At 41.2% G+C, this 25,144-nt stretch carries 27 protein-coding genes; 9 read left to right on the top strand and 18 right to left on the bottom strand.

Annotation, left to right across the window (positions count from 1 at the left end; all coding sequences use genetic code 11):
* Positions 1-159 precede the first annotated feature (159 nt).
* The 4 genes from Q4600_RS09435 to crp form a co-directional block, all read right to left on the bottom strand.
* The gene (locus Q4600_RS09435; protein WP_303515656.1) at positions 160-1,545 is read right to left on the bottom strand and encodes an ATP-binding protein; all 1,386 of its coding nucleotides are present in this window, start codon (positions 1,543-1,545) and stop codon (positions 160-162) included.
* Positions 1,542-2,216, bottom strand: coding sequence for a response regulator transcription factor (locus Q4600_RS09430; RefSeq protein ID WP_102529218.1), 675 nt, complete (start codon positions 2,214-2,216; stop codon positions 1,542-1,544). Before Q4600_RS09430 ends, Q4600_RS09435 begins: the two co-directional genes overlap by 4 nt.
* On the bottom strand, positions 2,191-2,475 hold the full coding sequence (locus Q4600_RS09425; RefSeq protein ID WP_133146652.1) for a PepSY domain-containing protein: 285 nt from the start codon (positions 2,473-2,475) through the stop codon (positions 2,191-2,193). The genes Q4600_RS09430 and Q4600_RS09425 overlap by 26 nt, the downstream gene beginning before the upstream one ends.
* Before the next feature lie 152 nt (positions 2,476-2,627).
* Positions 2,628-3,263: a cAMP-activated global transcriptional regulator CRP gene (gene crp / locus Q4600_RS09420; protein ID WP_102529220.1), complete on the bottom strand. Its 636-nt coding sequence runs from the start codon at positions 3,261-3,263 to the stop codon at positions 2,628-2,630.
* A 375-nt stretch (positions 3,264-3,638) separates the two neighbouring features.
* On the opposite strand from crp, the gene Q4600_RS09415 reads away from it, so the two are divergent.
* Positions 3,639-4,430 carry a tetratricopeptide repeat protein gene (locus tag Q4600_RS09415; protein WP_198589600.1) on the top strand — a complete coding sequence of 264 codons (792 nt, stop codon included), beginning with the start codon at positions 3,639-3,641 and terminating at the stop codon, positions 4,428-4,430.
* A gap of 193 nt (positions 4,431-4,623) precedes the next feature.
* On the top strand, positions 4,624-5,043 hold the full coding sequence (locus Q4600_RS09410) for a hypothetical protein (RefSeq protein WP_303515645.1): 420 nt from the start codon (positions 4,624-4,626) through the stop codon (positions 5,041-5,043).
* 205 nt (positions 5,044-5,248) lie between these two features.
* Here Q4600_RS09410 and Q4600_RS09405 read toward each other — a convergent pair whose 3' ends face one another.
* From Q4600_RS09405 to Q4600_RS09395, 3 genes are all read right to left on the bottom strand, one after another.
* Positions 5,249-6,124, bottom strand: a complete 876-nt coding sequence (locus Q4600_RS09405) for a phosphoribulokinase (protein ID WP_102529222.1) — start codon at positions 6,122-6,124, stop codon at positions 5,249-5,251.
* Positions 6,125-6,285: 161 nt separating this feature from the next.
* Positions 6,286-6,534: a YheU family protein gene (locus tag Q4600_RS09400; RefSeq protein WP_102529223.1), complete on the bottom strand. Its 249-nt coding sequence runs from the start codon at positions 6,532-6,534 to the stop codon at positions 6,286-6,288.
* 3 nt (positions 6,535-6,537) lie between these two features.
* The gene (locus Q4600_RS09395; protein ID WP_303515641.1) at positions 6,538-7,500 is read right to left on the bottom strand and encodes a hydrolase; all 963 of its coding nucleotides are present in this window, start codon (positions 7,498-7,500) and stop codon (positions 6,538-6,540) included.
* A gap of 166 nt (positions 7,501-7,666) precedes the next feature.
* On the opposite strand from Q4600_RS09395, the gene Q4600_RS09390 reads away from it, so the two are divergent.
* From Q4600_RS09390 to arsJ, 5 genes are all read left to right on the top strand, one after another.
* Entirely contained in the window at positions 7,667-8,167 is a 501-nt protein-coding gene (locus Q4600_RS09390) for a TAT leader-containing periplasmic protein (protein WP_102529225.1), read from the top strand.
* Between the two features lie 44 nt (positions 8,168-8,211).
* The gene (locus tag Q4600_RS09385; protein WP_303515628.1) at positions 8,212-9,801 is read left to right on the top strand and encodes a GMC family oxidoreductase; all 1,590 of its coding nucleotides are present in this window, start codon (positions 8,212-8,214) and stop codon (positions 9,799-9,801) included.
* A gap of 304 nt (positions 9,802-10,105) precedes the next feature.
* Positions 10,106-10,444: a metalloregulator ArsR/SmtB family transcription factor gene (locus Q4600_RS09380; protein WP_102529227.1), complete on the top strand. Its 339-nt coding sequence runs from the start codon at positions 10,106-10,108 to the stop codon at positions 10,442-10,444.
* A 49-nt stretch (positions 10,445-10,493) separates the two neighbouring features.
* Complete coding sequence (locus Q4600_RS09375; protein ID WP_102529228.1) at positions 10,494-11,510, top strand: ArsJ-associated glyceraldehyde-3-phosphate dehydrogenase; 1,017 nt, start codon at positions 10,494-10,496, stop codon at positions 11,508-11,510.
* Positions 11,511-11,537: 27 nt separating this feature from the next.
* Positions 11,538-12,764, top strand: a complete 1,227-nt coding sequence (gene arsJ / locus Q4600_RS09370) for an organoarsenical effux MFS transporter ArsJ (RefSeq protein ID WP_303515609.1) — start codon at positions 11,538-11,540, stop codon at positions 12,762-12,764.
* Between the two features lie 87 nt (positions 12,765-12,851).
* Here the strand turns inward: arsJ and Q4600_RS09365 are convergent, their stop codons facing one another.
* Positions 12,852-13,325: a DUF2390 domain-containing protein gene (locus Q4600_RS09365; RefSeq protein WP_303515606.1), complete on the bottom strand. Its 474-nt coding sequence runs from the start codon at positions 13,323-13,325 to the stop codon at positions 12,852-12,854.
* A gap of 251 nt (positions 13,326-13,576) precedes the next feature.
* On the bottom strand, positions 13,577-15,487 hold the full coding sequence (locus Q4600_RS09360; protein ID WP_229371180.1) for an ABC transporter ATP-binding protein: 1,911 nt from the start codon (positions 15,485-15,487) through the stop codon (positions 13,577-13,579).
* Positions 15,488-15,638: 151 nt separating this feature from the next.
* Here Q4600_RS09360 and Q4600_RS09355 point away from each other — a divergent pair, with 151 nt between their 5' ends.
* On the top strand, positions 15,639-15,836 hold the full coding sequence (locus tag Q4600_RS09355) for a YheV family putative zinc ribbon protein (RefSeq protein WP_229371182.1): 198 nt from the start codon (positions 15,639-15,641) through the stop codon (positions 15,834-15,836).
* Between the two features lie 105 nt (positions 15,837-15,941).
* On the opposite strand, the gene Q4600_RS09350 is transcribed toward Q4600_RS09355, so the two are convergent.
* The 8 genes from Q4600_RS09350 to sfsA form a co-directional block, all read right to left on the bottom strand.
* Entirely contained in the window at positions 15,942-16,472 is a 531-nt protein-coding gene (locus Q4600_RS09350; RefSeq protein ID WP_102529233.1) for a hypothetical protein, read from the bottom strand.
* A gap of 286 nt (positions 16,473-16,758) precedes the next feature.
* Complete coding sequence (panC, locus tag Q4600_RS09345) at positions 16,759-17,604, bottom strand: pantoate--beta-alanine ligase (RefSeq protein WP_303515599.1); 846 nt, start codon at positions 17,602-17,604, stop codon at positions 16,759-16,761.
* An 85-nt stretch (positions 17,605-17,689) separates the two neighbouring features.
* Positions 17,690-18,484: a 3-methyl-2-oxobutanoate hydroxymethyltransferase gene (panB, locus tag Q4600_RS09340; RefSeq protein WP_248955617.1), complete on the bottom strand. Its 795-nt coding sequence runs from the start codon at positions 18,482-18,484 to the stop codon at positions 17,690-17,692.
* Positions 18,485-18,550: 66 nt separating this feature from the next.
* Positions 18,551-19,030 carry a 2-amino-4-hydroxy-6-hydroxymethyldihydropteridine diphosphokinase gene (gene folK / locus Q4600_RS09335; protein WP_303515598.1) on the bottom strand — a complete coding sequence of 160 codons (480 nt, stop codon included), beginning with the start codon at positions 19,028-19,030 and terminating at the stop codon, positions 18,551-18,553.
* Positions 19,031-19,032: 2 nt separating this feature from the next.
* Entirely contained in the window at positions 19,033-20,394 is a 1,362-nt protein-coding gene (pcnB, locus tag Q4600_RS09330; protein WP_241906469.1) for a polynucleotide adenylyltransferase PcnB, read from the bottom strand.
* A gap of 180 nt (positions 20,395-20,574) precedes the next feature.
* Entirely contained in the window at positions 20,575-21,447 is an 873-nt protein-coding gene (gene gluQRS, locus Q4600_RS09325) for a tRNA glutamyl-Q(34) synthetase GluQRS (protein ID WP_303515594.1), read from the bottom strand.
* A 122-nt stretch (positions 21,448-21,569) separates the two neighbouring features.
* Complete coding sequence (dksA, locus tag Q4600_RS09320) at positions 21,570-22,013, bottom strand: RNA polymerase-binding protein DksA (protein WP_055024924.1); 444 nt, start codon at positions 22,011-22,013, stop codon at positions 21,570-21,572.
* 118 nt (positions 22,014-22,131) lie between these two features.
* The gene (gene sfsA, locus Q4600_RS09315; protein WP_102529239.1) at positions 22,132-22,836 is read right to left on the bottom strand and encodes a DNA/RNA nuclease SfsA; all 705 of its coding nucleotides are present in this window, start codon (positions 22,834-22,836) and stop codon (positions 22,132-22,134) included.
* A gap of 142 nt (positions 22,837-22,978) precedes the next feature.
* Between sfsA and pepB the strand changes: the two genes are divergently transcribed.
* A complete protein-coding gene (gene pepB / locus Q4600_RS09310; protein ID WP_229371193.1) occupies positions 22,979-24,253 on the top strand; it encodes an aminopeptidase PepB in 1,275 nt (424 codons plus the stop codon).
* Between the two features lie 109 nt (positions 24,254-24,362).
* Here pepB and thpR read toward each other — a convergent pair whose 3' ends face one another.
* Entirely contained in the window at positions 24,363-24,938 is a 576-nt protein-coding gene (thpR, locus tag Q4600_RS09305) for an RNA 2',3'-cyclic phosphodiesterase (RefSeq protein ID WP_303515587.1), read from the bottom strand.
* Between the last annotated feature and the right edge of the window lie 206 nt (positions 24,939-25,144).

The following is a 25,144-nucleotide window of genomic DNA, read 5'->3' as shown; positions in this document are numbered from 1 at the left end:
TAAACTGAAACTGAAACTGAAACTGAAACTGAAACTGAAACTGAAACAGCAACAAGCTGATTATTGTGGTTATTGCTTTTTATTGAATAAGCCCTGAGTCATTTTATGTTATTTAAATGACTCAGGGCTTTTTAGTGTCTGGTATAGAAGATTGAGCGATTAGACGCTGGTCATCACTTTCGGATTGTTAAATACAATCGTCACTCTGAGCCCACCTAAGCGCTCTGAACGGTCAAACGTCAAATTGTATCCATACTGTTCGATAATCTCTTTGACGATGGATAAGCCAAGCCCATGGCCTACAACAGCCTCATCTAAACGCTTACCGCGATTGGTTAACTGATTGAGTTGATCATCATTCACACCAGGTCCATCATCTTCTATCGTGAGTGTCAGAGTTTGACCTGAATTAACCTCACTCGTTTTACTGTTACTGGCTATGACGTCGATATCGACAATGATATTTGATTGTGCCCACTTATAGGCGTTGTCTAATAGATTGCCAAACAGTTCCATTCCATCTTCACGGTGAATAGGCAGTCGGTTGATATTGGCAATGATATTGACGCTGCAATCAATTTGTTTATGGTGGTGGACTTTATCTAAAGTATTGGTGAGCGCCTCGAAATCTCTTGGAATGACCATTTGTGCAGCGGGGAGCATATCGCCGGTGATACGAGCTGCGGCAAGTTTACGTTCAATCATATTGCGAATTTGATCGAGTTGCTGCTGCATAGCTTCGGCAGATTCAGGATTGGATAAACCGAGCACTTCAACTTGCTGCTGCATCACAGCAAGCGGTGTTTTTAGACCATGGCTTAAATTACCCAGGTTATTACGGCTACGCTCAATTTGATTGGCGGTGTAATCCAATAGTTCGTTATAGGTTTCTGCTAACGGTTTTATTTCTACTGGGATCTGATTAATCTCGAGAGAGTTTATTTCACCTTGCCTAAGTTTAGCGAGTGAATCCTGAATGGATTTAACAGGCTTAAAAGATTGCCTGATAATGATAAAAATACCGCCAATCATTGCTAGCAGCATGGCGATATTGATCGCAAGCTTAGTACCAAATACTTCACTAAATACCCGCCTGCCAATACTTAAATCTTGGGCAACAGTTAACGTTGCCACTTTCTGACCGCTGGTGGAACCTAAGCCAATAGATAATAACTGCATATCATTATTTTTTGGCCCTTTGGCTTGCCAGACGCGAGTTTGGTTTTGCTCAAGTAGTTCAATTTCGAGTTGCACATCCCATAGGGAGCGAGAACGAATGACTTGGCTTTCTGAATTAAACTGAAAGTAGCGTCCAGAGTATGCGGGTTTGTAAAAGCTCGACAGCTCATTTTGGTCGATAATGATTTCGCCAGCATTAATGTGACTTGCCAGAATGATGTGCTCTAAATCTTCTTCGAGTCGATTGATGATAGAGTCGTGAAAAGCTTGTCGCAGCATGGACTCAAACAGTATGAGTCCAATGACTGTCGCAATAATAATGAGTGCACTAAGCCATAAGCTTAGCTTACTGCGGATCGATATCATTCCACGATGCCGTGAAAGATGTATCCTTGGCCGCGTCGAGTTTCAATGGCCGTTTTACCGAGTTTTTTACGTAAATGAGTGACGTAAACTTCTACAACATTTGACTCTTTCTCATCATCAAATTGGTATAGTTTGTCTGTCAATTGGGCTTTTGAGAGTAACTTTTTAGGCGACATCAGGAAGATTTTAAGCAATCTAAACTCCATCGCGGTTAATTCAAAATGGTTTTCACCGATATGCACTCTCTGCTCGGCTTCATCTAATGTAATGCCGCCATAGCTTAATTGCTTTGATGAGGTATTAAGTCGGCCATGAGCACGGTGAATAAGTGCTTGAACACGTGCTAATAACTCTTGGGCATGGAAAGGTTTGCCAAGGTAGTCATCAGCGCCAGCATTAAAACCTTCAACTTTTTCATGCCACTGACTTCGGGCGGTTAGCATGATAACGGGAGTATCGATGCCTTTTTCGCGCCAAGACTGCACTAGCGTTAAGCCATTACCGTCAGGGAGACCTATGTCTAGAATGACACAATCGTATTGGGTTTCTTTAATTAGATAGTCTGCTTCAACAGCTTTGTCAGTGACATCTGTAACATAGCCAGCTTGTTTAAGTTGTTTCTCAAGTTCAGCAACTAAAAGGGTATTATCTTCGACGAGTAGCAGTTTCATTTATTTGGCATTCACTTGGTAGTTGGTCAGTAGACTCTGGCATTCCATTTGTTGCATCGATAGATAAATGGATAACATGCCCTTTTTTTAACTTTAATTGTAAATCATAACGCCATTTATCATCCTCTTGATAGAGGCTGGCATCAATTAATTCACCTTCACAGTATTGTGCAAGTAAAGTAAGGGAATAATCAAGTGAACGAATGCTACCAGATGTGACCAAGCGCTGAACTTCATCATGTTGAAGCTCGTTTGTCATTGCATGTGTCGTTGAGCTGAGAGTGTATGCAAATAGACTGAGAAAAAGCGCTGGCAGCAGCCTCATTGGAAAGACTTCCATAAAAAAAGTGATAATCAGATTGACTAATTATCACTTTAATTAATTACTCTTAAATCAAGCTGAAGCTTAACTTAACGAGTACCATATACGACTATAGTTTTACCGTGAGCTTGAATAAGGCTTTGTTCTTCAAGCATTTTTAAAATACGGCCAACAGTTTCACGCGAACAACCTACAATCTGACCAATCTCTTGACGAGTGATCTTGATTTGCATGCCATCTGGGTGAGTCATTGCATCTGGCTGTTTAGCAAGATGTAATAAAGTTTGAGCAATACGTCCAGCAACATCTAAGAATGCTAAATCACCTACTTTTTGGCTAGTGCTTTGCAGGCGGTAAGCCATTTGAGCAGTAAGCTTCATTAGGATTTCAGGATTAACCTGAATCAGTTGCTTGAATTTCTTGTAAGAAATCTCTGCGATTTCACATGGTTGTTTTGCACGAACCCAAGCTGTACGTTCTGCTTGTTCTTCGAATAAACCAAGTTCACCGATGAAATCACCCTGATTAAGGTAAGAAAGGATCATTTCTTTACCTTCTTCATCTTTAATCAATACAGCTACTGAGCCCTTTACGATGTAGTAAAGCGTGTCAGATTCTTCACCTGCGTGTATCAAGGTGCTTTTTGCTGGGTATTTATGGATGTGACAGTGTGAAAGAAACCACTCCAAAGTTGGATCAGGTTTAGGCTTGCCAATCAGAGCCATGTTTATTTCCTCGATTGATAAAATGAAAGTAAGGACTATCTAATAAAGTAATTGTACGTGACTTGTCGCTGTAAAACCTTGATGAAGATCGAGTTTAACATTATGAAAAACGCGACTAAGTCAGTATTAACTTATTAAATTTAAGATTTATTTTTGCTACATTAGATAACTATGTCAATCTAATTTAGTGTGCGTTAAATTATTTAGCAAGTCTTTAAGTAACTATTAAATCAATATTTTGACTGTTTTTTTACTCTCAGTTCGCTATTAATGCTGATATTTTCAGACTTAAACACATTTCCTTTATTGTAAAACCACTAATTGATAGTTATTGTTAATTCGATTACCAAATGAAGTTGAGTTGTAGGGGTTGATTTGAAATATTCTCAAAAGCTATTAAATCTAGGGCTTGCTTGCTCGTTATTTATGCTTGGCAGTGCTGTAACACCTGCTCATGCTTTTTCTATTCCTGCTTCATTAGAATCCCAAGCAGGCACTAAACTTGTGCACATTCAATTACGTGCTGCTGAAGGCAATGCCGATGCACAATTCCTGTTAGGCCTGATGAACTTGGCTGGGCGCTTTGTTGACCAAGATACAGAGCAAGGACTGTACTGGGTTGAACAAGCGGCGATGCAAGATCATATTAAAGCTCAGCAAACTATCGCAGACTTATCATTTGAAGGTAAATTATTACCGAGAAACCTTGGAGTGGCTGAGCAGTGGTATCAAACCTTAGCGCAGCAAGGCGATCCTCGCGCTCACTTTCGTTTAGGTTTTATCTATTCAGCTGGTGGTGATGGGGTTGAACGTAACTGTGGTAAAGCACTCGATCAGTTTAATCAAGTCGGTGACAGTATCGCATTAGGCAATGTGGCTTGGATTTTAGCCACTTGTCCTGAAGAGCAATATAGAGATGGTTCACGTGCTGTTGAGTTAGCATTACAGTTGCTGGAAAATAATGCCAATGATCCGACTAACTTAGATAATCTTGCTGCAGGTTATGCTGAAATGGGTGAATTTGAGTTAGCGGTTGATACTCAGCAAAAAGCGATTGAAGCTTTAAAGCAAGATCCGGAAGTGGCACAGAGTGATGAATTTATTATGCGCCTCGAGCAGTACCGTCAGCGTCAGGCTTACCGAGAAGTCATTCCCTTAATGGATTAAGTGTCACGCAAACCTTTCTATCTTAAACGGCCTGTTGGCCGTTTTTTTGTTTTTACTTCAAAGATTTTCTATTCCATCTCTCTGTCAGAACTATTAATGCCTATGCTTGAATGATTGAAATCGAGTTTTTAATCATTCAAGCATAGGCATGGTGGCTTTGTTTTGGTGTTTTATTTAGCTTTGAGGTGATTTGATGAATCAACAATTGAAGTGGTATCAGTTAACAGTCATTTTTAGCTTATTATTTTCGTTGATGGGTTTTTCATACAATGTTTGGCGAATGGAAATAACTGAACACAATAGTAATGTGAGAACCGCGAGTTTTGAAATGTTACTTGAGTTAGCACAATTGCAGCAATTGGTTTATGCCGCTTATTATGATCAAGACTTAAAGCTTGGCAACCCAAGAGTTGGCTGGGTAAAAGTTGGGCTGATAGAAGATTTGAGTAGTTTAACTGGCAAGCCTGTAATTGAGCAGTCGCAGCAATTAACACAAGTATGGTCGACTCAATGGCAGAATATGCCTGAAAATGAAGCTGCAGCGAATCAAATTATTAAACAAGTGGACAGCGTGCGGGCTGAAATCAAAACCTTGCTAGTGTCATTAAACTAACGAAGAAGAGCGTGCTAAAAGTAGGTTTGCTGATATGCCCAAGTGCGCTAACAGATAAAGATGGGGGAATTAACACCCATGAGCACATCAACTATCGTTCTTTCGCCTGAAATCCCGATAGTGGAGATGATAATACCTATGGCTTAAAACAAGCTTAAACAACCATAAGTAATAATCGTTCATTTAGTAAGAATGTGACTCAGTATTAAGCGTTTTCTGCGGCTTTTTTATGCATTAACTCTTTGATCAATGGGGTTAGAATTAACTCCATTGCTAATGACATTTTACCACCCGGTACCACTAAGGTATTGACTCGAGACATAAATGAGCCATCAATCATGCTGAGATAATAAGGGAAGTCGACATTGTTGATATCGCGAAAACGAATCACCACAAAGCTTTCATCTAGGCTGGGAATGTCCTTAGCGCTAAATGGGTTAGAAGTATCTACAGTCGGTACCCGTTGAAAGTTAATATGAGTGCGCGAGAATTGTGGCGTCATATGTTTGATGTAATCATCCATACTGCGAACGATTGAACCCATGACTTTTTCACGGCTATGCCCCCTGTCTGATGTATCTCGAATGATCTTTTGGATCCACTCTAAATTGACAATCGGCACCATGCCAATCAATAAGTCTACATGCTTAGCGACGTTGGCATCTTCGGTAACAACACCACCATGCAATCCTTCGTAATACAGCATATCGGTATTTTCAGGAAGAGGGTGCCACTGAGTGAATGTGCCAGGCATTTGGTTAAATGGCACAGCTTCATCAAAAGTGTGTAAATAACTGCGGGTTTGGCCTTGGCCTGTATCAGAATAGCTTTGGAAGCACTCTTCGAGTTTGACGAAGTTATTTGCTTCAGGGCCAAAATAACTAAGATTGCGATTTTCAGCTTGAGACTTGCGGATTAACACTTCCATTTCTGCACGGGTAAAGTTATGAAAACTATCACCTTCAATAAAAGCTGCATTGATACCCAGTTGACGGAAGATATGAGTAAATGCCGTTGTCGTTGTTGTTGTGCCAGCTCCTGAAGAGCCAGTAACAGCAATAATGGGATGTTTTGTTGACATTTATCCTACCTAGATCAAACGTGAAAATTAGCTAAATAACTGAGACAGTTCAGTGTTTTATCGTTCTGCTCATCGTTAACACTTTCATGATTAAACTTGAAGAAAAACAGACTCTATTTATACGGGCTGAATCGATTGAGGTCAATGCTGCAATGTTAATCCTACTCAGCAGTTGGGTAAATGATTTGATCTTTATGCCTTATAGCGATTGATTCATCTTCTTCGCTAAATTCTACTTTGAGCTCGCCTAGCTTAAGAGAGTGCTTACACTTTTCAATGGCAGCAGCAATTTGTTGATCATCAAGTTGACCAAAAGATCCATCTTCAACTTGAGTTAATAAATACTCTTTAATCAAGTTATTAAGTGTTTCTTGCGGCAGTTGTAATAACGCCTCGTAAGGGATTAGCATGAATTAGCCTTTAATAAATTGGATGATGCGAGACTCTAAATAAAAAGTCGGTTTCCAAGGTACACCGCCAGAGATAAAGCCGACATGACCACCGTTTTGATGTAGTTCGTACTCAACATGATCAGACAACTCTTCATTGGATGGGATCACCGCATCTGTCATAAAGGGATCATCTTGAGCATGAATGACTAAAGTCGATTTTTGTACCTGTTTTAAAAATGGTTTACCACTCGCTCGATTATAGTAATCATATACATCGCTGAAGCCATGTAGCGGGGCGGTGACTTTATCATCAAATAGATGGAATGTTGTTAATTCGGCAATTTCTTTCGCGGTCACTGGCATATCAGTGCTCAAGTGCGCTTCAGCAACTTTTGCCTGCATTTTGTCTTGTAACTGCTTAATTAAATGCTGTTGATATACCGTAGAAAAGCCACTTTCTAATTTTTTTGCACAAGCGGCCAAACATAACGGCGCTGAAACAATGATGGTTTTGTCTAGCAAACTATCACTACCTTGTTCGCCTTGATATTTCGCCAGTACATTACCCCCTAAGCTATAGCCTACAGCGTATAACGCTGAGTCAGGAAACTGTTGGTTTAACTGAGTGAGGGTGAAGTGAATATCTTGAGTATCACCACTGTGATAACTGCGTGCTAGGCGGTTTGGTTCGCCAGAGCAGCTACGGTGATGATGTACCACGGCACATAAACCTTGTTCTTTTGCTGCTTGAAGCATGCGACGCACATAGTGAGAATCACTGCTGCCTTCTAAACCATGCAAAATGACTAAAATAGGTTGGCCATTTACCGCTTCACCCACCCAGTCTAAATCAACGAAATCACCATCAGATAGTTCTTGGCGTTGTCTTGAAACTTCTGGTTTGTCCACTTTGAAAAATACGGGTAAAATCGTTTGAATATGGGCACTTACAGCCCACCATGGTGGTGAAAAAGTCTTTTTCATATGGGTATTTTATGTGCAATGGTTTGTTAATATTCAAACGTGTGTTTAAATGTTGATTGAGTTCACTTTAGCATAGATGCTTTTGTGGCAACAAATGTGGCACTTGGGAGTGTTTGATTTGTGGCCGTGCTTTCGTACAGAAGTAGGCAATAGAAAAGGGATAACAATGAAAAGAAGAACCTTTTTAACTGGGGCGTTTACAGGAACAGCTGCGCTCGCTTTAGGTGTGAGTTTGTATACGCCTGAAGTAAACGATAACCCAGATGACACACATCGCTTATTATTCAGTGTGCTTATTCCGATATTTATGGATGGCGCATTACCAGAAGTTGCCAACTATCGTGATGCTTTTTTAAATCGGACCATCATTGCCATTAACCAAACAATCAGTGTATTGCCTGAAGATCAAAAGCAAGAATTAACCCAATTACTGACCATGCTGGAATCAAGATTTGGCCTGCTTATTCTCACCAGCAGCATTACGCCATTGGTGCTTAGATCGCCTGAACAACTGAATGAAATGTTGGAGCATTGGCGTCATCACTTTCTTGAGATGATGCAGACTGCTTATATTGGGCTGCGTGAACTCATCATCTCTAGCTATTACGCTTGCCCAGAACATTGGGGACGTCTGCACTACGCTAAACCTACATTTTTGGATGCCTAAGCTGTTTGTATTTTCACTAATTAACATGAATTCTGGAGTAACAAATGGCTGCAAATATCATTGATCCGATTACCACTGGCTTAGCTGCTGGTTGGCAGCATATAGATGCTAATCAATTGACAGAAAATCAACACTTTGAAGCTGATGTGGTCATTGTAGGCACAGGTGCTGGAGGTGGCACGGCTGCTGAAATCCTGGCACAAGCAGGTCTTAGTGTGATTATGGTAGAAGGTGGTCCTTTAAAGTCATCAAGTGACTTCAATATGGAGGAACGCACCGCCTATCCTGATTTATACCAACAAGCTGCGGCGATGAAAACCTCTGATAAAGGTATTGGAATTTTTCAAGGTCGAAGCGTTGGCGGCTCGACGACGGTTAATTGGACCACTTCAATTCGAACGCCTGATAACGCGTTAGCTTTTTGGGAAAAAGAAAAATCTGTCACAGGCTTATCCACTGAATCCTTGCAACCTTGGTTTGAGAAAATGGAAGCCAGATTGAATATCAGTGAATGGCAATTTCAGCCTAATTTGAATAACGCGGCTTTAAAAGAAGGCTGTGAAAAGCTCGGCTGGGAATACACTGTTATCAAACGCAATGTGAAAGGTTGCTGGAACACGGGTTATTGTGGAATGGGTTGTCCAGTAAATGCTAAGCAGTCGATGCTAGTGACCACAATTCCCAGTGCGCTAGAGCAAGGCGCAACTTTAATCTCAAATGCTAAAGTTATTGATTTAAAGCATAAAGGGGACAAAGTTGAAGGCTTGTCTGCTAAAGCGCAATCGGGCAGTTCAAGTGCAGCAACGCTGACTTTTAGCGCTAAGCATTATATTTTAAGCGCTGGGGCAATACACACTCCGACTATTTTAATGCGGGCTAAAACCCCTGATCCACATAAGTTATTAGGTAAAACATTTTTACATCCAACGCTGTTATCTGGCAGTCTTTTTGATAAACAAATTGATGGTCACAGCGGCGCACCACAATCTATCTATTCCGATGAATTTGTTTGGCGAGATGGCGCAGCGGGTGAAATGGGCTATAAACTTGAAGTGCCTCCAATTCACCCGATTTTAATAGCATCTAAAACGATTGGTTATGGTCGCAGTCATGCAGAGCTTATGACTCACTTTAATAACTTACAAGTGATGATAGCACTTGTAAGAGATGGTTATTCTGACCAAAGCCCCGGTGGTCAAGTTAGGCTGACTGACGAAGGATTTGCGCTCGATTATCCACTGGAACAACCTTTTTGGGATACCGCAAGACGTGCCTTTGCGACCATGGCTGAATTACAGTTTGCTGCAGGAGCTAAAAAAGTATTACCGATTAATGATGGTATTGGTATGCAGCTTAATTGGGCGCAAGCCAAGGAAACCATAGCCACTATGGATATCGGTTTGCTCAAGACGATTGTTGCGTCAGCACATGTTATGGGAGGCTGTGCTATGGGTGATGATAAAACGTTATCTATGATTAACAGTGAAGGGCAATCCCATTATTTTGAAAACTTATCAGTCATGGATGGCTCGATGTTCCCAACAAGTTTAGGGGCTAATCCACAACTATCCATTTATGGCATAGTGGCGCGAAATGCTACGTTACTCGCTGAACGTTTAACGGCCAAAACATAAATGACACTCAATTGGGGATAAATACCTTCTTAGTATAAATCGCTAAAGTCAGATTAAAAGACTGATGATATGAAGGCTTAATCAATAAAACCGACTGTAACCAGTCGGTTTTTTGTTGCTACCCCTTGTCAAAATATGTCCAGTAATATGACATTTTTATTAAACATTTCATTTTGCATATATATGAATTTGCATATATCTGTTTTTACGCATATCCTTGCTGCATTATCTATAACGATTTTGAACTTTGATACTTTTCTTGGTTATTTACCTTGAATACAAATCAAGATGATAGAGGTTAACTATGCAACCCAGCATATTTTTTAAATGCTTAGCTGATGAAACTCGATTGAAGAGTTTACTTTTAATTTCACTTAATCAGGAGTTGTGCGTCTGTGAGCTAATGGCTGCGCTAGATGATAGTCAGCCAAAAATATCACGCCATTTAGCTCAACTTAGAAAAGAAGGTTTGTTAACCGATAGAAGGCAAGGTCAGTGGGTTTACTACCGACTTAATGATGCATTACCTCAATGGGCTCAAACCGTTATTACACAAACCGCATCAGGCAATACCGCATTCATTGAAGCTGATCTGAAGCGCTTAGCGGATATGGTTAATAGACCTAACTGCAATCGTTGTTAGTGATTTCAAACACTGATTTAACTTATTTTATTAAACGAAAGGCTAGATTATGACAATTAAAGTAGGAATTAACGGTTTTGGCCGTATGGGACGTTTATCATTTCGTGCTGCATTCGATTGGGCTGACGTTGAATTTGTTCAAATTAACGATCCAGCTGGTGATGCAGCCACACTGGCTCATTTAGTCAATTTTGATTCAGTTCATGGTCGTTGGGCTCATGAAGCTGTTGCGCATGATAATACCATCGAAGTTAATGGTCATAAGATTGTCTGCACAGCCAATAAAGCTATTGCCGATACTGATTGGTCAAACTGTGATGTTGTTATTGAAGCATCAGGCGTGATGAAGACCAAAGCAAAGCTGCAAGCTTACCTTGATCAAGGTGTAAAGCGTGTTGTAGTGACGGCACCAGTGAAAGAAGACGGTGTGTTAAATGTAGTTATGGGCGTGAATCATCAAGATTATGATAAATCAATTCACCCAATTGTTACCGCTGCATCTTGCACCACTAACTGTTTAGCACCTGTGGTTAAAGTCATCCATGAGTCACTAGGTATTGTTCATGGTTCAATGACAACTATCCATGACATTACGAATACCCAAACTATTCTTGATGCTCCCCACAAAGATTTACGCCGTGCAAGAGCATGTGGCATGAGCCTTATTCCTACAACCACGGGATCTGCAACAGCAATTACGCATATTTTCCCAGAGCTGAAAGGCCGCTTAAATGGTCATGCGATTCGTGTGCCATTAGCAAATGCGTCAATTACAGATTGTGTTTTTGAACTGAGCCGCAGCACCACAGAAACTGAAGTGAACCAATTGCTTAAACAAGCTGCAGAAGGCGAGCTTGATGGGGTGCTTGGTTATGAAGAGCGTCCGTTAGTCTCGATTGATTATAAAACAGACCCTCGCTCAGCGGTTATCGATGCGCAATCAACCATGGTTGTTAATAATACTCAGCTTAAACTTTATGTTTGGTATGACAACGAGTGGGGTTACGCAAATCGTACTGCTGAATTAATGCGTTTAGTGGGCTTGCAAGATAAAGCTGACGTGTAGTCACATGTGATTAATAGGGTTATACCGATGTCTTTATTCACAAAATTGGCAAACTTGCCCAGTGAGATAAAACAGTACTTAATTGTGACTGGCAACTATTGGGCATTTACATTGACCGATGGTGCACTGCGAATGCTGGTGGTGCTGCATTTTCATGGTTTAGGTTTTAGCCCGATTGAAATTGCAATGCTGTTTTTGTTCTACGAAATTTTTGGTGTTGTGACTAATCTTGTCGGAGGTTGGCTTGGTGCGAGAGTGGGTTTAAATCGCACCATGAATATCGGCCTGGGCTTGCAAGTGTTTGCTCTGTCTATGCTGCTGGTACCCAATGAATGGCTCACTGTGGTGTGGGTAATGGCGGCGCAGGCATTATCTGGCATTGCTAAAGACTTGAATAAAATGAGCGCCAAAAGTGCCATTAAAACATTGGTTCCCGCTGGAGCTGAAGGTAAATTATATCAATGGGTTGCTATTCTTACTGGTTCTAAAAATGCCCTTAAAGGTGTGGGTTTTTTCTTAGGTGGCGCGCTGCTGACTGTGTTTGGTTTTCAGGCGGCAATCTTAATCATGGCAGTCGCGTTATTGCTGGTGTGGATATTTAGCGTATTAACCTTAAAAAGCCAGTTAGGCAAAGCGACTGCGAAGCCCAAGTTTACAGAGATTTTCTCTAAGAGCAGTACCATTAACTACTTATCTGCAGCAAGGCTGTTTTTGTTTGCAGCAAGAGATGTATGGTTTGTGGTGGCATTGCCCGTCTTTCTTGCCAGTCAATTTGGCTGGGATCATTGGTATGTTGGGGGCTTTTTAGCCTTGTGGGTTATTGCTTATGGTGGTGTTCAATCCTTTGCGCCCCATTTTACCGGCAAAAAACAAGGTAAGGTCCCTGATGGTAAAAGTGCCTGCTTATGGGCTGCGGTATTGGCTATTATTCCTGTAGTGATTGCACTGGCTCTCACTTTCGATTGGCATAGTCATATTATGCTTATCGGCGGGTTATTGGTTTTCGGCGGATTGTTTGCAGTGAACTCATCGATGCATAGCTATTTAATTGTGAGTTACGCAGATAAAGATGGCGTGTCTTTAGATGTTGGCTTTTATTATATGGCTAATGCGATGGGTAGGCTTATTGGCACTTTGTTATCGGGTTGGGTATTTCAGCAATACGGACTTGAGGCCTGCTTGTGGATTTCGAGTGTGATGATTGCGTTAGCAGCAATCATTTCGACACGCTTACCGCAACAAAGTCATTCATAATCTTTGTTTTAACGGCTGATAGTATTGCTTTAGCGGATGTATAAGTGGTGCAGCGAATATTGATAATATCGGTATTCGCTGCTCGCTTTAAGCACTTTGTAATTGAGTAAAATAATCTGCATCGATACCAAATAAGCACAAGTAATTTTCGGTGTTATAGGTGTCTTTTTTATCAGAGGCAATATCGGAAGTAGCGTCAGCATTAATTGAGCTTTGCTCAAACTGATTTAATTTCTTCAGCAACATTTGCTGAGTTTTGCGCTCCATCATCAACTCTATATCTAACATTTGTTGATATTCGCCTGCTTGTAAATATGATTTAGCTAAGCGGCGTAATTTACGATATGGGGTAACAACTTTAGTATCCCAGTCTTCAATGGTCGAGGCGAGTACTTCCCACTGCGCTAATGGTAAATAGTGGCACTGTTGATCGAGATATTGGGCCAACAATAGTAGATTTACATTAACTTGGTAGTCGTCTTGTACGCTGATGTAGCTTACTGGATTAGTCGCGTATAGATTGTCACAATCACGCCAAATTAATGAGTTAAAAGGTTGCACTAGACTTTCTCCAACGTGTAAGTATCCATTCTTTAAGATTCAGACTGATAATGAGGATTACGTTATCTTGTATTATCGATAGCACGATAACTTGAATCTTATTGTCCTTGAAAAGCTTGGTGCATTTCAGGTGATAGTTAAATTTTGATAACTACAGGTTAAAGCTTATTAAATCAGAGGCTTTAACCTGTTTCCTCTTGTTTGAATGATTGTTGCAGGCACATATTTAGCTCATTCAAACAATTGGCAGATTAATTGAGGGTAAACTCTTGTTCGATAACTTCAATCTGCTCTTGAAGATCAAGCCAAGTCATTTCACTTTCGTCCATCGCTTGTGTCAGTTCAGTTCTCTCATTAAGCACTTTAGTCATTTTAGCTTTATTTTCCGCTTCATAAAGCGAGCCATCAGCCAAGTCGATTTCAAGTTCAGCTAAACGTGTGCTGATTTTTTGCTGTTGTGTCTCAAGCTTAATTTGCTGTTTACGCAATGGAGACACTTTCTGTCTTAATTCGGCTTCAAAACGTTTCTGCTGTTTTTTGTCGATTGTTGGCTTAGTGTCACCCTCTTTAGCGGCAGATGATTGCGCTGCTTTTGCTGCATCGAGCAACCATTGGTGATAATCATCTAAATCGCCTTGGAAAGGCTTTACAGCACCTTGGTCTACAAGGTAATAGTCACTACAGCTTAACCGTAAAAGATGTCGATCATGTGACACAATGACCATTGCACCTTCAAAAGTTTGCAATGCCATGGTCAGTGCATGACGCATCTCTAAATCAAGGTGGTTGGTCGGTTCATCTAAAAGTAATACGTTTGGTTTTTGCCATACGAGTAGTGCCAGAACTAAACGGGCTTTTTCGCCACCCGAGAAAGGTCTAACAGCCGACATAGCCATATCACCATTAAAACCAAATCCGCCTAAAAAGCTACGTAGTTCAAGCTCTTTCGCATTGGGCGCTAGACGGACTAAATGCTGTAGCGGGGTGTCATCCAAACTTAAAAATTCAATTTGATGCTGAGCGAAGTAACCAATATTCAGACCAGGATTAGGCTGATATTTACCTGTTATAGGGGCTAAATCTCCAGTGAGTAATTTTATCAGAGTCGATTTACCGGCTCCATTTCGGCCTAACAGACCAATACGCGCACCTGGAACTAGGTTAAGTTTGACTTCACTTAATACGGTTTTGTCACCGTAGCCAATAGACACATTCTCCATGGTCGCTAAAGGATTAGGTAAAGCGTCAGGCTCACGAAAAGCCATATGAAACTGGCTGTCGACTTGTGAAGGTAATAAGTTAGCCATTTTTTCTAAGGCTTTTAATCGACTTTGAGCCTGTTTGGCTTTACTGGCTTTATAACGGAAGCGGTCGACAAAAGATTGCATGTGAGCGCGTTCTTTTTGTTGACGTTCAAATGCGGCTTGTTGCTGAGATAATCTTTCAGCACGAATACGCTCAAATGAGCTGTAATTACCTTTGTAATAATTCAGTTTGGCATGCTCAACGTGAACAATTTCATCAACGATCCCGTCAATAAAGTCACGGTCATGACTAATTAAGATAAGCGTACCTTGGTAGGCTTTAATCCAACCTTCTAACCAATACATGGTATCTAAATCTAAATGGTTGGTGGGTTCATCTAGTAACAATAAGTCAGAGCGACATAATAGTGCCTGCGCTAAGTTAAGACGCATTCTCCAGCCACCAGAGAAGCTTTTTACTGGGTTACTTTGTTCTGGCTCACTAAACCCTAGACCAGCTAACAGGGAGCTCGCTCGTGAGCGAATGGCATAACCACCGATAGCATCAATTTTTCCATGTATCAGCGCGATGTTATGGCCATCATCTTTTTCTTGAGCGATAGCCAGTTGAGCCTCAAGTTGACGAAACTCAATATCACCATCGAGTACATATTCTAGCGCTGAGACTTCAAGTGCCGGTGTTTCTTGGGCAACAGTGGCGACTTGCCAACCCGCAGGTAAACTAAATTCGCCTTTATCAAGTTGTAGATTGCCTAAAATGAGCGCCAATAGAGATGATTTCCCTGTGCCATTCGCACCGACTAGGCCAACTTTATGGCCAGGATAGACGGTAAGGTTAGCTTCATCGAGTAGGGTTTTCGTTCCGCGGATGAGTTGGGCTTGGCTGATGTTAATCATGAATGGCAACTTGACTGGTGATAATACAAAAAGTGCAGCGATAATAGCGTAATTGATACTTTTTTAACACTAGAGCGAGACTGGATTAACCAATTCGTGGCAAAATACTGCTACTGATATCGCAAATGCACAGAAGAACAATAATAAGATTATGGCTAAAATAAAAAAACGCTTTGTAGCTGGGGCTAAATGCCCTCAATGTCATGCTCAAGATACTATTCAACTATTTAAAGAAAATGGTGTTGAAACAGTTGAGTGTACTGACTGTGATTACCGTGAGCAACAAACAGAGGCAAAAGTCGCTGAAAAAGCCACAGGTAATGTCATCGGCGTATTTAAGCCTGATTAATGAATGGCTAATGTAAGGTGTTGAGCGAATATCTGGATGATAGGAACTGGAGTAGCTCGAGAACGCTTTAGTTAGTGGGCGTTGCGCTGAGGGATTTGCTTACTATTATTCTTTAGCGATAGCGCCATCATTGGCGCTTTCTGCTAGGATTTTGTTTTTGTGTTCGATAAGTACAATAATCACGTGACGATTATTTTTCATTAACTCATCAAATCGATTATTAATCTCAGCTAAATCTTCTACATAATCTGGATCGTCTTTTTCTTTCTTGTGCCAATAGCGATTACGATCAAGTTTTTGAATTTCACTGGCACGTAAAATTTCAAAATAACTATTTTCTTGCTTGAGGCGATAAACTTCACTGTCCAATAATTGGATTAATTTCTCTTTGGAAATGGTTTGTTTTTTCAGCAACGCTTTAAGCGGGTCTTCTTTTAAGACAACCTTATCCGAATCAACTTCTGTGGTGATCCCAAGCTGGTATTCAATTTTGTGCTGACGATATTCTTTTGGGCAAACAGTCTGACTGAAGGCGATTTTATTGTCCTTCATGCACTTATAAATTGTATTTGCAGAGGCGAAAGTTGGCCCCATGAATAATACAATAATGAATGTGATGAGTAGTCTTATTGGCATGCGGCCACAGATCCTTTTGTAATCTAACATCGCTTCAACACCGTGTTGAAGGTATATCAGATGGTTACCGCTAGTCAGCCAAAACCCATTGGCGCTAGGTGGTTGTAAATCATTATAGCTGCTTGTAGCTATAATGTTTAAATATACTTAATTACTATGGCCTAATTTTAACGATAAAACCAGTTTTTTGACAGTAGATTTTTTATTGGCACAGAAGAACTTTGCGTTAAATTTGTAAGACTTAGTGAACAATCAGCTAAGTCTTACAAAGTCAGTGGCGAATAGATTAGCGGCTAAAGGTAAGATTATCTATAAGGCGGGTATTGCCAAGGTAGGCAGCAACTAAGATCACTAGATTATGATCTTCACTAGTAATAGGGGCTAAATTAGTGGCGTTTCTAACAGACAAGTAATCCATTTTAAAACCTACCTTCACTAACGTTTCAGCCGCAACAGCCTCACTTTCAGCAATGTTTTTTCCACAAGCAACATCAGCTGCAAGCTTATCCATACACTGTTTAATCGCAGCAGCTTGTTGCTTTTGCTCAGCAGTTAAATAACCATTTCTTGAGCTCATGGCTAAACCAGATGCTTCTCTTATTGTGTCAATACCAATAATCTCAATCGGTAATGATAAATCTTCAGCCATCGCTTTAATCACCATGAGCTGTTGATAATCTTTACGGCCAAATAAAGCAACATCGGCTTGAACGATATTAAATAGCTTGCATACAATCGTGGCTACACCACGAAAATGTCCTGGTCGACTTGCACCGCAAAACTCATCACCAATATTCGGTACTTCAACAAAAGTTTGTTGCGCTAAACCTTTTGGGTAGATGATGCTAGGAGTAGGGGTGAATAATAGCTCTGCACCTGCATTAATAAGTGCGTCACTATCTGCTGCTAACGTTCTTGGATAAGCGTCAAGATCTTCATTTTGGCCAAATTGCATTGGATTGACAAAAATGGACACCACCACATGGTCTGCGCGTTTTAGCGCTTCAGTCACTAATGTTATGTGACCATTGTGTAAGTTACCCATCGTTGGCACAAAGGCAACGGTTTCGCCTTGCATGTGCCATTGTTTTACTTGTGCTCTGATTTCAGCAATATTCGCTGTGGTAATCATCGATATTTACCTAGTTGTACAATAAATTTTAATGCAGTTACTAAGATGAACTCACACTGCATGCCAATGTTGTTTGTTATAAAACTTAGTTAAACGAGTGCTCATCGGCTGGGAATGTGCCATTGGCGACTTCTTCAATATAGGCTTTCACTGCAGAACGAATTTCGCCAGTTTGCTGCAAATAGTTTTTAGAAAACTTAGGAATATAGCCGCTTGAGATACCTAATACATCGTGCATAACCAAGATTTGCCCGTCGGTATCACCACCAGCGCCAATACCAATGACTGGGATGGTCAATGCTTCAGTAATGCGTTTTGCCAGTGAGCTCGGAATGCATTCAACCACTAATAATTGAGCACCAGCAGCTTGTAATGCTAAGGCATCATCAATCATGCGTTGAGCTTTATCTTCTTCACGACCTTGTACTTTAAAGCCGCCAAAAACATGCACCGATTGTGGCGTGAGACCTAAATGAGCACATACTGGAATACCGCGTTGAGTCAACATTCTCACACTATCAAGTAACCATTCACCGCCTTCCAGTTTGACCATGGTTGCACCTGCCTGCATCAAAATTGCAGCATTAGCCATAGTTTGTTCTGGGGTGGCGTAACTCATGAAAGGCATATCAGCAATAAGTAGGGCTCGTTTGCAACCGCGATTAACACTGGCTGTATGATAGGCAATATCATTGACTGTCACAGGCAATGTATCACTGTGGCCTTGCAGAACCATACCTAAAGAATCACCAACCAGTAGGACATCGACGCCTTCGCTATCAAATGCGCCAGCAAAGCTCGCATCGTAGGCGGTCAACGCGGTAAATTTCTTACCTTCTTGTTTGAATTTTATGAGGGTTGAGCTAGTGACTTTTGACATAATAAACTCTTAGAAGCAATTCATATTCAAGTAATGGATATGCGATGCAAACGGCATAAAAGCTGATTAAATTTGAATTAATTCAGCTCGCATTTCACGGGTAATTAAGCTTTTTAATTCGGTGCTACATGGCAGTATTAATTGTTGATTAATATCTGCAAGTGGAATGAGAACAAAACTGCGTTGCTTCATTCCATAATGGGGAATCGATAGTCGAGGCTCATCGATGATTTGTGTCCCGTACAGTAAGATATCTAAATCTAACGTACGTGGTCCCCAACGTATCTCTCTGACACGGCCTTGGGTATTTTCAATCGCTTGCAATGCGTCGAGCAAAGCTATTGGTGCAAGGTCGGTGTTAAATTGTGCCACACCATTGACGTAATCAGGCTGTTCAACATCGCCCATAGGGACTGAACGATACAGTGGTGACACATTAACAATCGCATCGAGAGCAATCTTTTTTAACGCCAGTACAGCGTCTTGGATTTGCTGTACTGGTTCATTTAGGTTTGCCCCTAACGCCACATAAACCGTGGTGCTCATGGTTAGCCTTTTGTTTCAGCTTTAGGTGCTGAGTTTTTCTCAGTCGTACCTGCAGACTCTGATTTAGGCTTACTAGGACGACGACGTTTGCGCTGTTGAGCATTGCGATTACGGCTAGGACCTTTTTTGCTGCTTTTCACTATGTCAGAACGCTGTTGTTCATCCGCTTCAACGAATGATTGCCACCACGCTGCTATTTTACCTATGTTGCCAGCTTCTGCTTCACCACGAAGGAGTAATAAATCATAAGCTGCACGGAACTTAGGGTGTTCGAGCAATTTAAATGCACGAGTGCCTTGGCTGCGCTCAAGTCGAAGTTGTAGTTGCCAAATATCTTTAGCTGGCGTGCTAAAGCGACGCGGAATACTGATGGTGCGGCATTGTTGCTCCATCACATCACCCATTGCTGCGACATGTGCATCGTAGTGGCTTAAGCCACTTTCAAGCGCTATATCATCAGCACGTTGCTTTAATGGATACCAAAGCAGGGCTGCGTAGAAAAATGCCGGTGTGACAGGCTTGTCTTGGCTTACGCGTAAATCTGTGTTGCTCATGACAGCATTGAGCATTTTGGCGGTATAACCGTTTGGTTGCTCTTTTATTTGCGCTGAAATTTGCGGGAAAAGTGGTTGGAATAACCCTAAGTCTCGCATCATTTCGTAGTTAGCTTGTGCTTTGCCAGCAAAAAACAGCTTAAGTACTTCTTCGTACATACGTGCTGCTGGAATATCTTTAAGCAGTGGTGCTAACTCTTTAATTGGCGCCGCTGTTTTTGATTCGATTTGCATATCCAGTTTGGTTGCAAAGCGCACAGCTCGAAGCATACGCACCGGATCTTCACGGTAACGGGTTTCTGGATCGCCAATCAAACGAATGGTTCTGGCATCTAAGTCACTAATACCACCGCCATAACTGCGGATAGAGTAGTCACTGATATCGTAATAAAGTGCATTGATTGTAAAGTCACGGCGTTCTGCATCTTCATCGATTTCGCCATAGACGTTGTCGCGTAATAGACGACCTTCAGCATTTGATTTCGAAATTTTTTCGTCGGTTTCGCCATGGTGACCACGGAAAGTGGCGACTTCAATCACGTCGCGGCCAAATACAATGTGCGCTAATCTAAATCTACGACCCACAAGGCGGCTATTACGGAATAGTTTTTTGATTTCTTCAGGGGTTGCATTGGTCACAACGTCGAAATCTTTCGGTTCCATGCCTAATAGGATATCGCGAACACCACCGCCGACAAGGTAGGCTTTGTAGCCTGACTTGCTCAAACGGTAAAGAACTTTTAGTGCATTTTCACTGATTTGACGCCTAGAAATTGTATGGGCATCTCTGGTGACAATGTCCAGGCGCAATCCGTCATCTTGAGCTTCTGGCTCAATGACCGGAGTGGATTTATTGTCTTCAAACAGTTGTTTGCAGAATTGGCTAATACGGCGAAAAATAATACACCTCGAACGATACGATTAATGGTTAAAATTAAATGGTTAAAAATCTGGCGGCTATGATATACCAATTGTACGCCAATGAGTATATCACTGCGCTATCAGAATCTCAGATACTTGTGGAATATCAACAATACTAAATTGCTCGCATGCTTGTTTTAGCATGATATCCACATGGTCTATGTCTACTTGGGCTTGCCCTAAAAATTGCAAAGCCGCATTGATACTGGCTTGTGGCCTAATGACATCAATTGCATTTGCATAATTTTGTTTAGAAAGCTTAAATCCGGGTTTAGTGCATGCTAGAGGTAGATGCAGCCAGTTTGGCGAACAAAAACCAAGAATTTTATTCATGCTTAATTGTCGGCAGCTGGTTTCGAGCAAATCACAGCCTCGTACAATTTCAGTAATGCCTTGAAAAGCATCGTCGATCACTACCGCAAGTTGATAAGCATATAAGCCGTCACTGCGTTTAATAATAAAATCTTCACCTGCAAATCCTTCATTGACCGTAATATTACCCATCAACAAGTCATTGAACTGATCAACTTTAGCGGTATTTCGAATTCGAATAGCGCCTTGGTTGAGTGGTGAGATTAATTGTCCGCAGCGGCTGTCATAAACGCCGCCCATCTGACCAATTTGTTTTCGAGTACATTGACAAAAGTAGGCTAAGTCTTTACTTAATAGAGTATCTATTTGCTGTTGGTATATTTCCGTTCGCTGACTTTGATAAAGAACTTGCTCATCCCAATGTAATCCATAGGCGTCGAGCGTGGCTAAAATGTCATCACTTGCGCCTTTAACTTCTCTTGGCGGGTCAATATCTTCAATACGAACAAGCCATTTGCCATTTTGATGTCTAGCGCGAAGGTAACTGCCAAGTGCAGCAATAAGAGAGCCAAAATGTAATGGGCCAGAAGGGGATGGAGCAAAGCGACCAATATAATGAGGTGAGTTCACCGATATACCTTTTGCTTAAATCAATTTAGCGGTAGGGGAAATACAAAAACAAAGGGCGAGAATCATCTCGCCCAATATCTGATATCGGAAAGTGCTTAAACCGATTGTCAGTGGTCGCTGAATTAGCCAGCCATTTGCTTTTCTTTAATTTCAGCAAGCGTCTTACAGTCGATACATTGATCAGCTGTTGGACGTGCTTCAAGACGGCGGATACCAATCTCAACACCACAAGAATCACAGAAGCCAAAATCGTCTTCTTCAATTTTTTGTAATGTCTTTTCAATTTTCTTAATGAGTTTACGTTCTCTATCACGAGCACGTAACTCTAAACTAAATTCTTCTTCCTGCGCCGCGCGGTCTACTGGATCTGGGAAGTTAGCAGCTTCGTCTTGCATATGGTTTAACGTGCGGTCAACTTCTTCACGTAACTGGTTACGCCAAGCTTCTAAAATCATTTTAAAATGACCACGTTGCTCTTCACCCATATACTCCTCACCAGCTTTTTCCTGGTAAGGTTCTACACCTGCGATAGCGAGTACGCCGAGTTTTTTAGTGCCTTCAGGCATAACGCATCTCCTGTAATAATTAGCGATTTATGTGCGTCGTAAAATTTATGGCCGCTATCTATAGCAGAAACGCTATAGCGTGGCAAATTATTTGTTTAGTATTTTACGCTTTTTTGACCTAAACAATCACTTTGCACGAACGACTTAGGGTACTTGAAATAGCCGATAATTCTGTTTGATAAGCTAAAACTTCTACGCCGCTATTTACCGCTTGTTTTAGTAATAATGCATATTGCGGATCGATATGCTCTGCAGCTTGCACAATATTGATACCAGTATGCTGAACAACAAACAGCAATACTGCTCTATGACCTAGACTAACCATATGCATAAGCTCGCGCAAATGCTTTTGCCCCCTTGTAGTGACCGAATCAGGGAAATAGCCTACTGTTTGCTCTAATAATGTACAGCTTTTGATTTCTACATAGCATAAAGGGCGATTTTCATCGCTGAGCAGTATATCTATGCGGCTATTTTCATCACCATATTTAACTTCTCGTTTTAGGGTTGAATAACCAGTAAGCTCAGTGATGACACCCGCATTGATGGCTTCTTCAGCCAAAGCATTAGCCCTACCAGTATTAATGCCAATTAAATGTTGCTCTGTTGTTTGAGCGATTTCCCACGTATTTGGATATTTCCTTTTAGGGTTATCTGAGGTTGAAAACCACACGAGTTCACCAGGAAATAAGCAATTCTTCATTGAACCAGTATTAGGGCAATGAATGGTTATTTCTGTTCCGTCATCAAGCCTAACATCAGCTAAAAAACGTTTGTAACGTTTGATCAAGGTTCCCTGTTGCAGCGCTGGGGTAAACTCCATGAAAAATTTTTCTCCGTAATAATAGTGTTTACAATTTTTATTGAAATCTATAGTAGTTTTTGTCACGTTTCATTATCGAATTACAGTACACTTAGCCCATTGGAAACAAAAGTGACAATGCAAGTACAACAAGGAAATCATAATGGAAATAATGACTGTTACCCTAACACAAGAAGCGCCACAGAGCCTTTGGGGTAAAGCTGATGTTACCTATCAAGGCAACCAAGCGTTTATACATTTATCAGGTACAGATGAACTACGCCAAGTGCAGGCGGCGGCAAGAAAAATCCGCAGCCAGGGAGTAAGCAAGGTTCAATTGGATGGTGCGCTTTGGAGCATTGACTCTCAATGGGCATTCTCACAAGGCTTTACCACTGCTAAAGGTGAGTTTGAGGTATTGTGGTGTGGTGACAGTGAGGTTCAGACTACGTTAACTCATCGCTTTGAAGCTGCCAGCTTTGCGCGCATGTTGGTCAATGAAACCCCTGAAGAATTATCTCCAGTGATATTGGCAAATCATGCTGCGAAATGGCTTAAGGCCATTGGTGGTGACAATGTTAGTTATGACATCGTGGAAGGCCAAGAACTATTAGAAGCGCAATGGATTGGCTTACATGCTGTAGGTCGTGGTAGTGAGCGTCCTCCTGCGATGTTGGTACTTGATTTTAATCCACTAGGTGATGATGCAGAAGTATCAACTGCACTTGTGGGTAAAGGCATTACATTCGATTCAGGTGGTTACAGTATTAAGCCATCTGAAGGCATGCTTGATATGAAATGTGACATGGGCGGCGCTGCCACTGTTACCGCTGCATTAGGTTTAGCAATGAAAGCTGGGCTGAATAAGCGCGTGAAGTTATTCCTATGTTGCGCTGAGAACTTAATCAGTGGTCATGCTTATAAGTTAGGTGACATCCTGACTTACAAAAATGGCGTTACCGTTGAAGTGGTTAATACTGACGCTGAAGGCCGTTTAGTATTAGCTGATGGTTTACAAGCCGCATCCGATACCGGAGCTGAGCTGATTATAGATGCAGCGACATTAACAGGCGCTGCCGTCATGGCTGTTGGGACAAATTATAACGCGATTTTCTCACCGCAAATGGAAACATTACAGTTAGCACAGCAACAAGCTGCAAGCGTTGCTGAAAATGTATGGCCTTTACCATTAGATGCATGGCATAAAGATATGTGTCCTTCACCTTATGCTGATACAGCTAACAGCCGTGCAATGAAAGGTGGCGGTGCTGGTGGTGCTTCAAATGCTGCAGGCTTCTTGTGGCGCTTTGTTCGCCCTGATGTTAACTGGTTACATATGGATTTAGCTGGCGCCTATGCGTCATCGGCTAATTCACTATGGAGCGCGGGTGCCACGGCTCACGGTGTTCTGACTATTGCTGCGATACTAAATAAATAAGCTGAGATCTAGAGCTGTCGTATTGGTTAGTCCACAATCGATTTACATCCCAAAAGCCGCTATATGCGGCTTTTTTGTGTTTAATTTTCCGATTTGCAGTTTACAGTTATCAGTTCAGTGGCCAACTTTTAAGGGCTAAATATTCAACGCCCATTGGTGTTGATTTTGATTCAAATAAAGTCAGCTCAGTGATATCGAAGCTAATAGGCGCTAGTTTTATCATGTTGGAAGCTTTTGTCGTTATCTCATTCATTAACGCTTGAGTTGAAGATGGTGTTTTTACATGACGAAATAAACTGATATGAGGCCGATAATCATGTTGGCTTTGATGCAGGTTTAGCTGCTTGGTTAACTGCGTGAGTTGCTCAACAATACTCCTTAATTCAATTGAGGCTACTCCTTCGATACACAGTATTTTTGCCTTCGGCCAATAACTAATATGCTCAAGCCTTTGGCTAAAGCGATGCAATGACATTGAGGATATCTCTGTGTCAATTTTTTCAATGTCTTGAGCACTGGTCAGTCCTAAAAAAGCCGCAGTTATGTGTAAGTTAGTATTACGCACTGGTGTGGCAGATGGATTGATGTGAGATGCTAATCGCTGTTGGATGTTTATTAGCCTTTGCTGGTTATTAATTGATATAGAAAAGCCAATAAAAGTGCGTTTGTTATCATTTTCAGACATTCGTTTGCCTTACTAAGTCGTTATGCATTGAATTATCTCGCACAGAGATAAACTCTAAGATAATTTATAGGTTACTTAAGTTAAGGATAACCAAGAAAGTTGTCGTTTTTAACCTGACGTTAATAATATGAGCTAAGATTGTAGTTAACGTTATGGAACAACAGTTCACCATCGTAATGCTAAAAGCGATACGACTAAATAGTGAG

The organism is Shewanella sp. 2_MG-2023 (assembly GCF_030548905.1).
In the GTDB taxonomy this organism is placed as follows: domain Bacteria; phylum Pseudomonadota; class Gammaproteobacteria; order Enterobacterales; family Shewanellaceae; genus Shewanella; species Shewanella electrodiphila.
The sequence above is the reverse complement of the archived record's forward strand: the minus strand, read 5'-3'. Positions and strand labels throughout refer to the sequence as shown.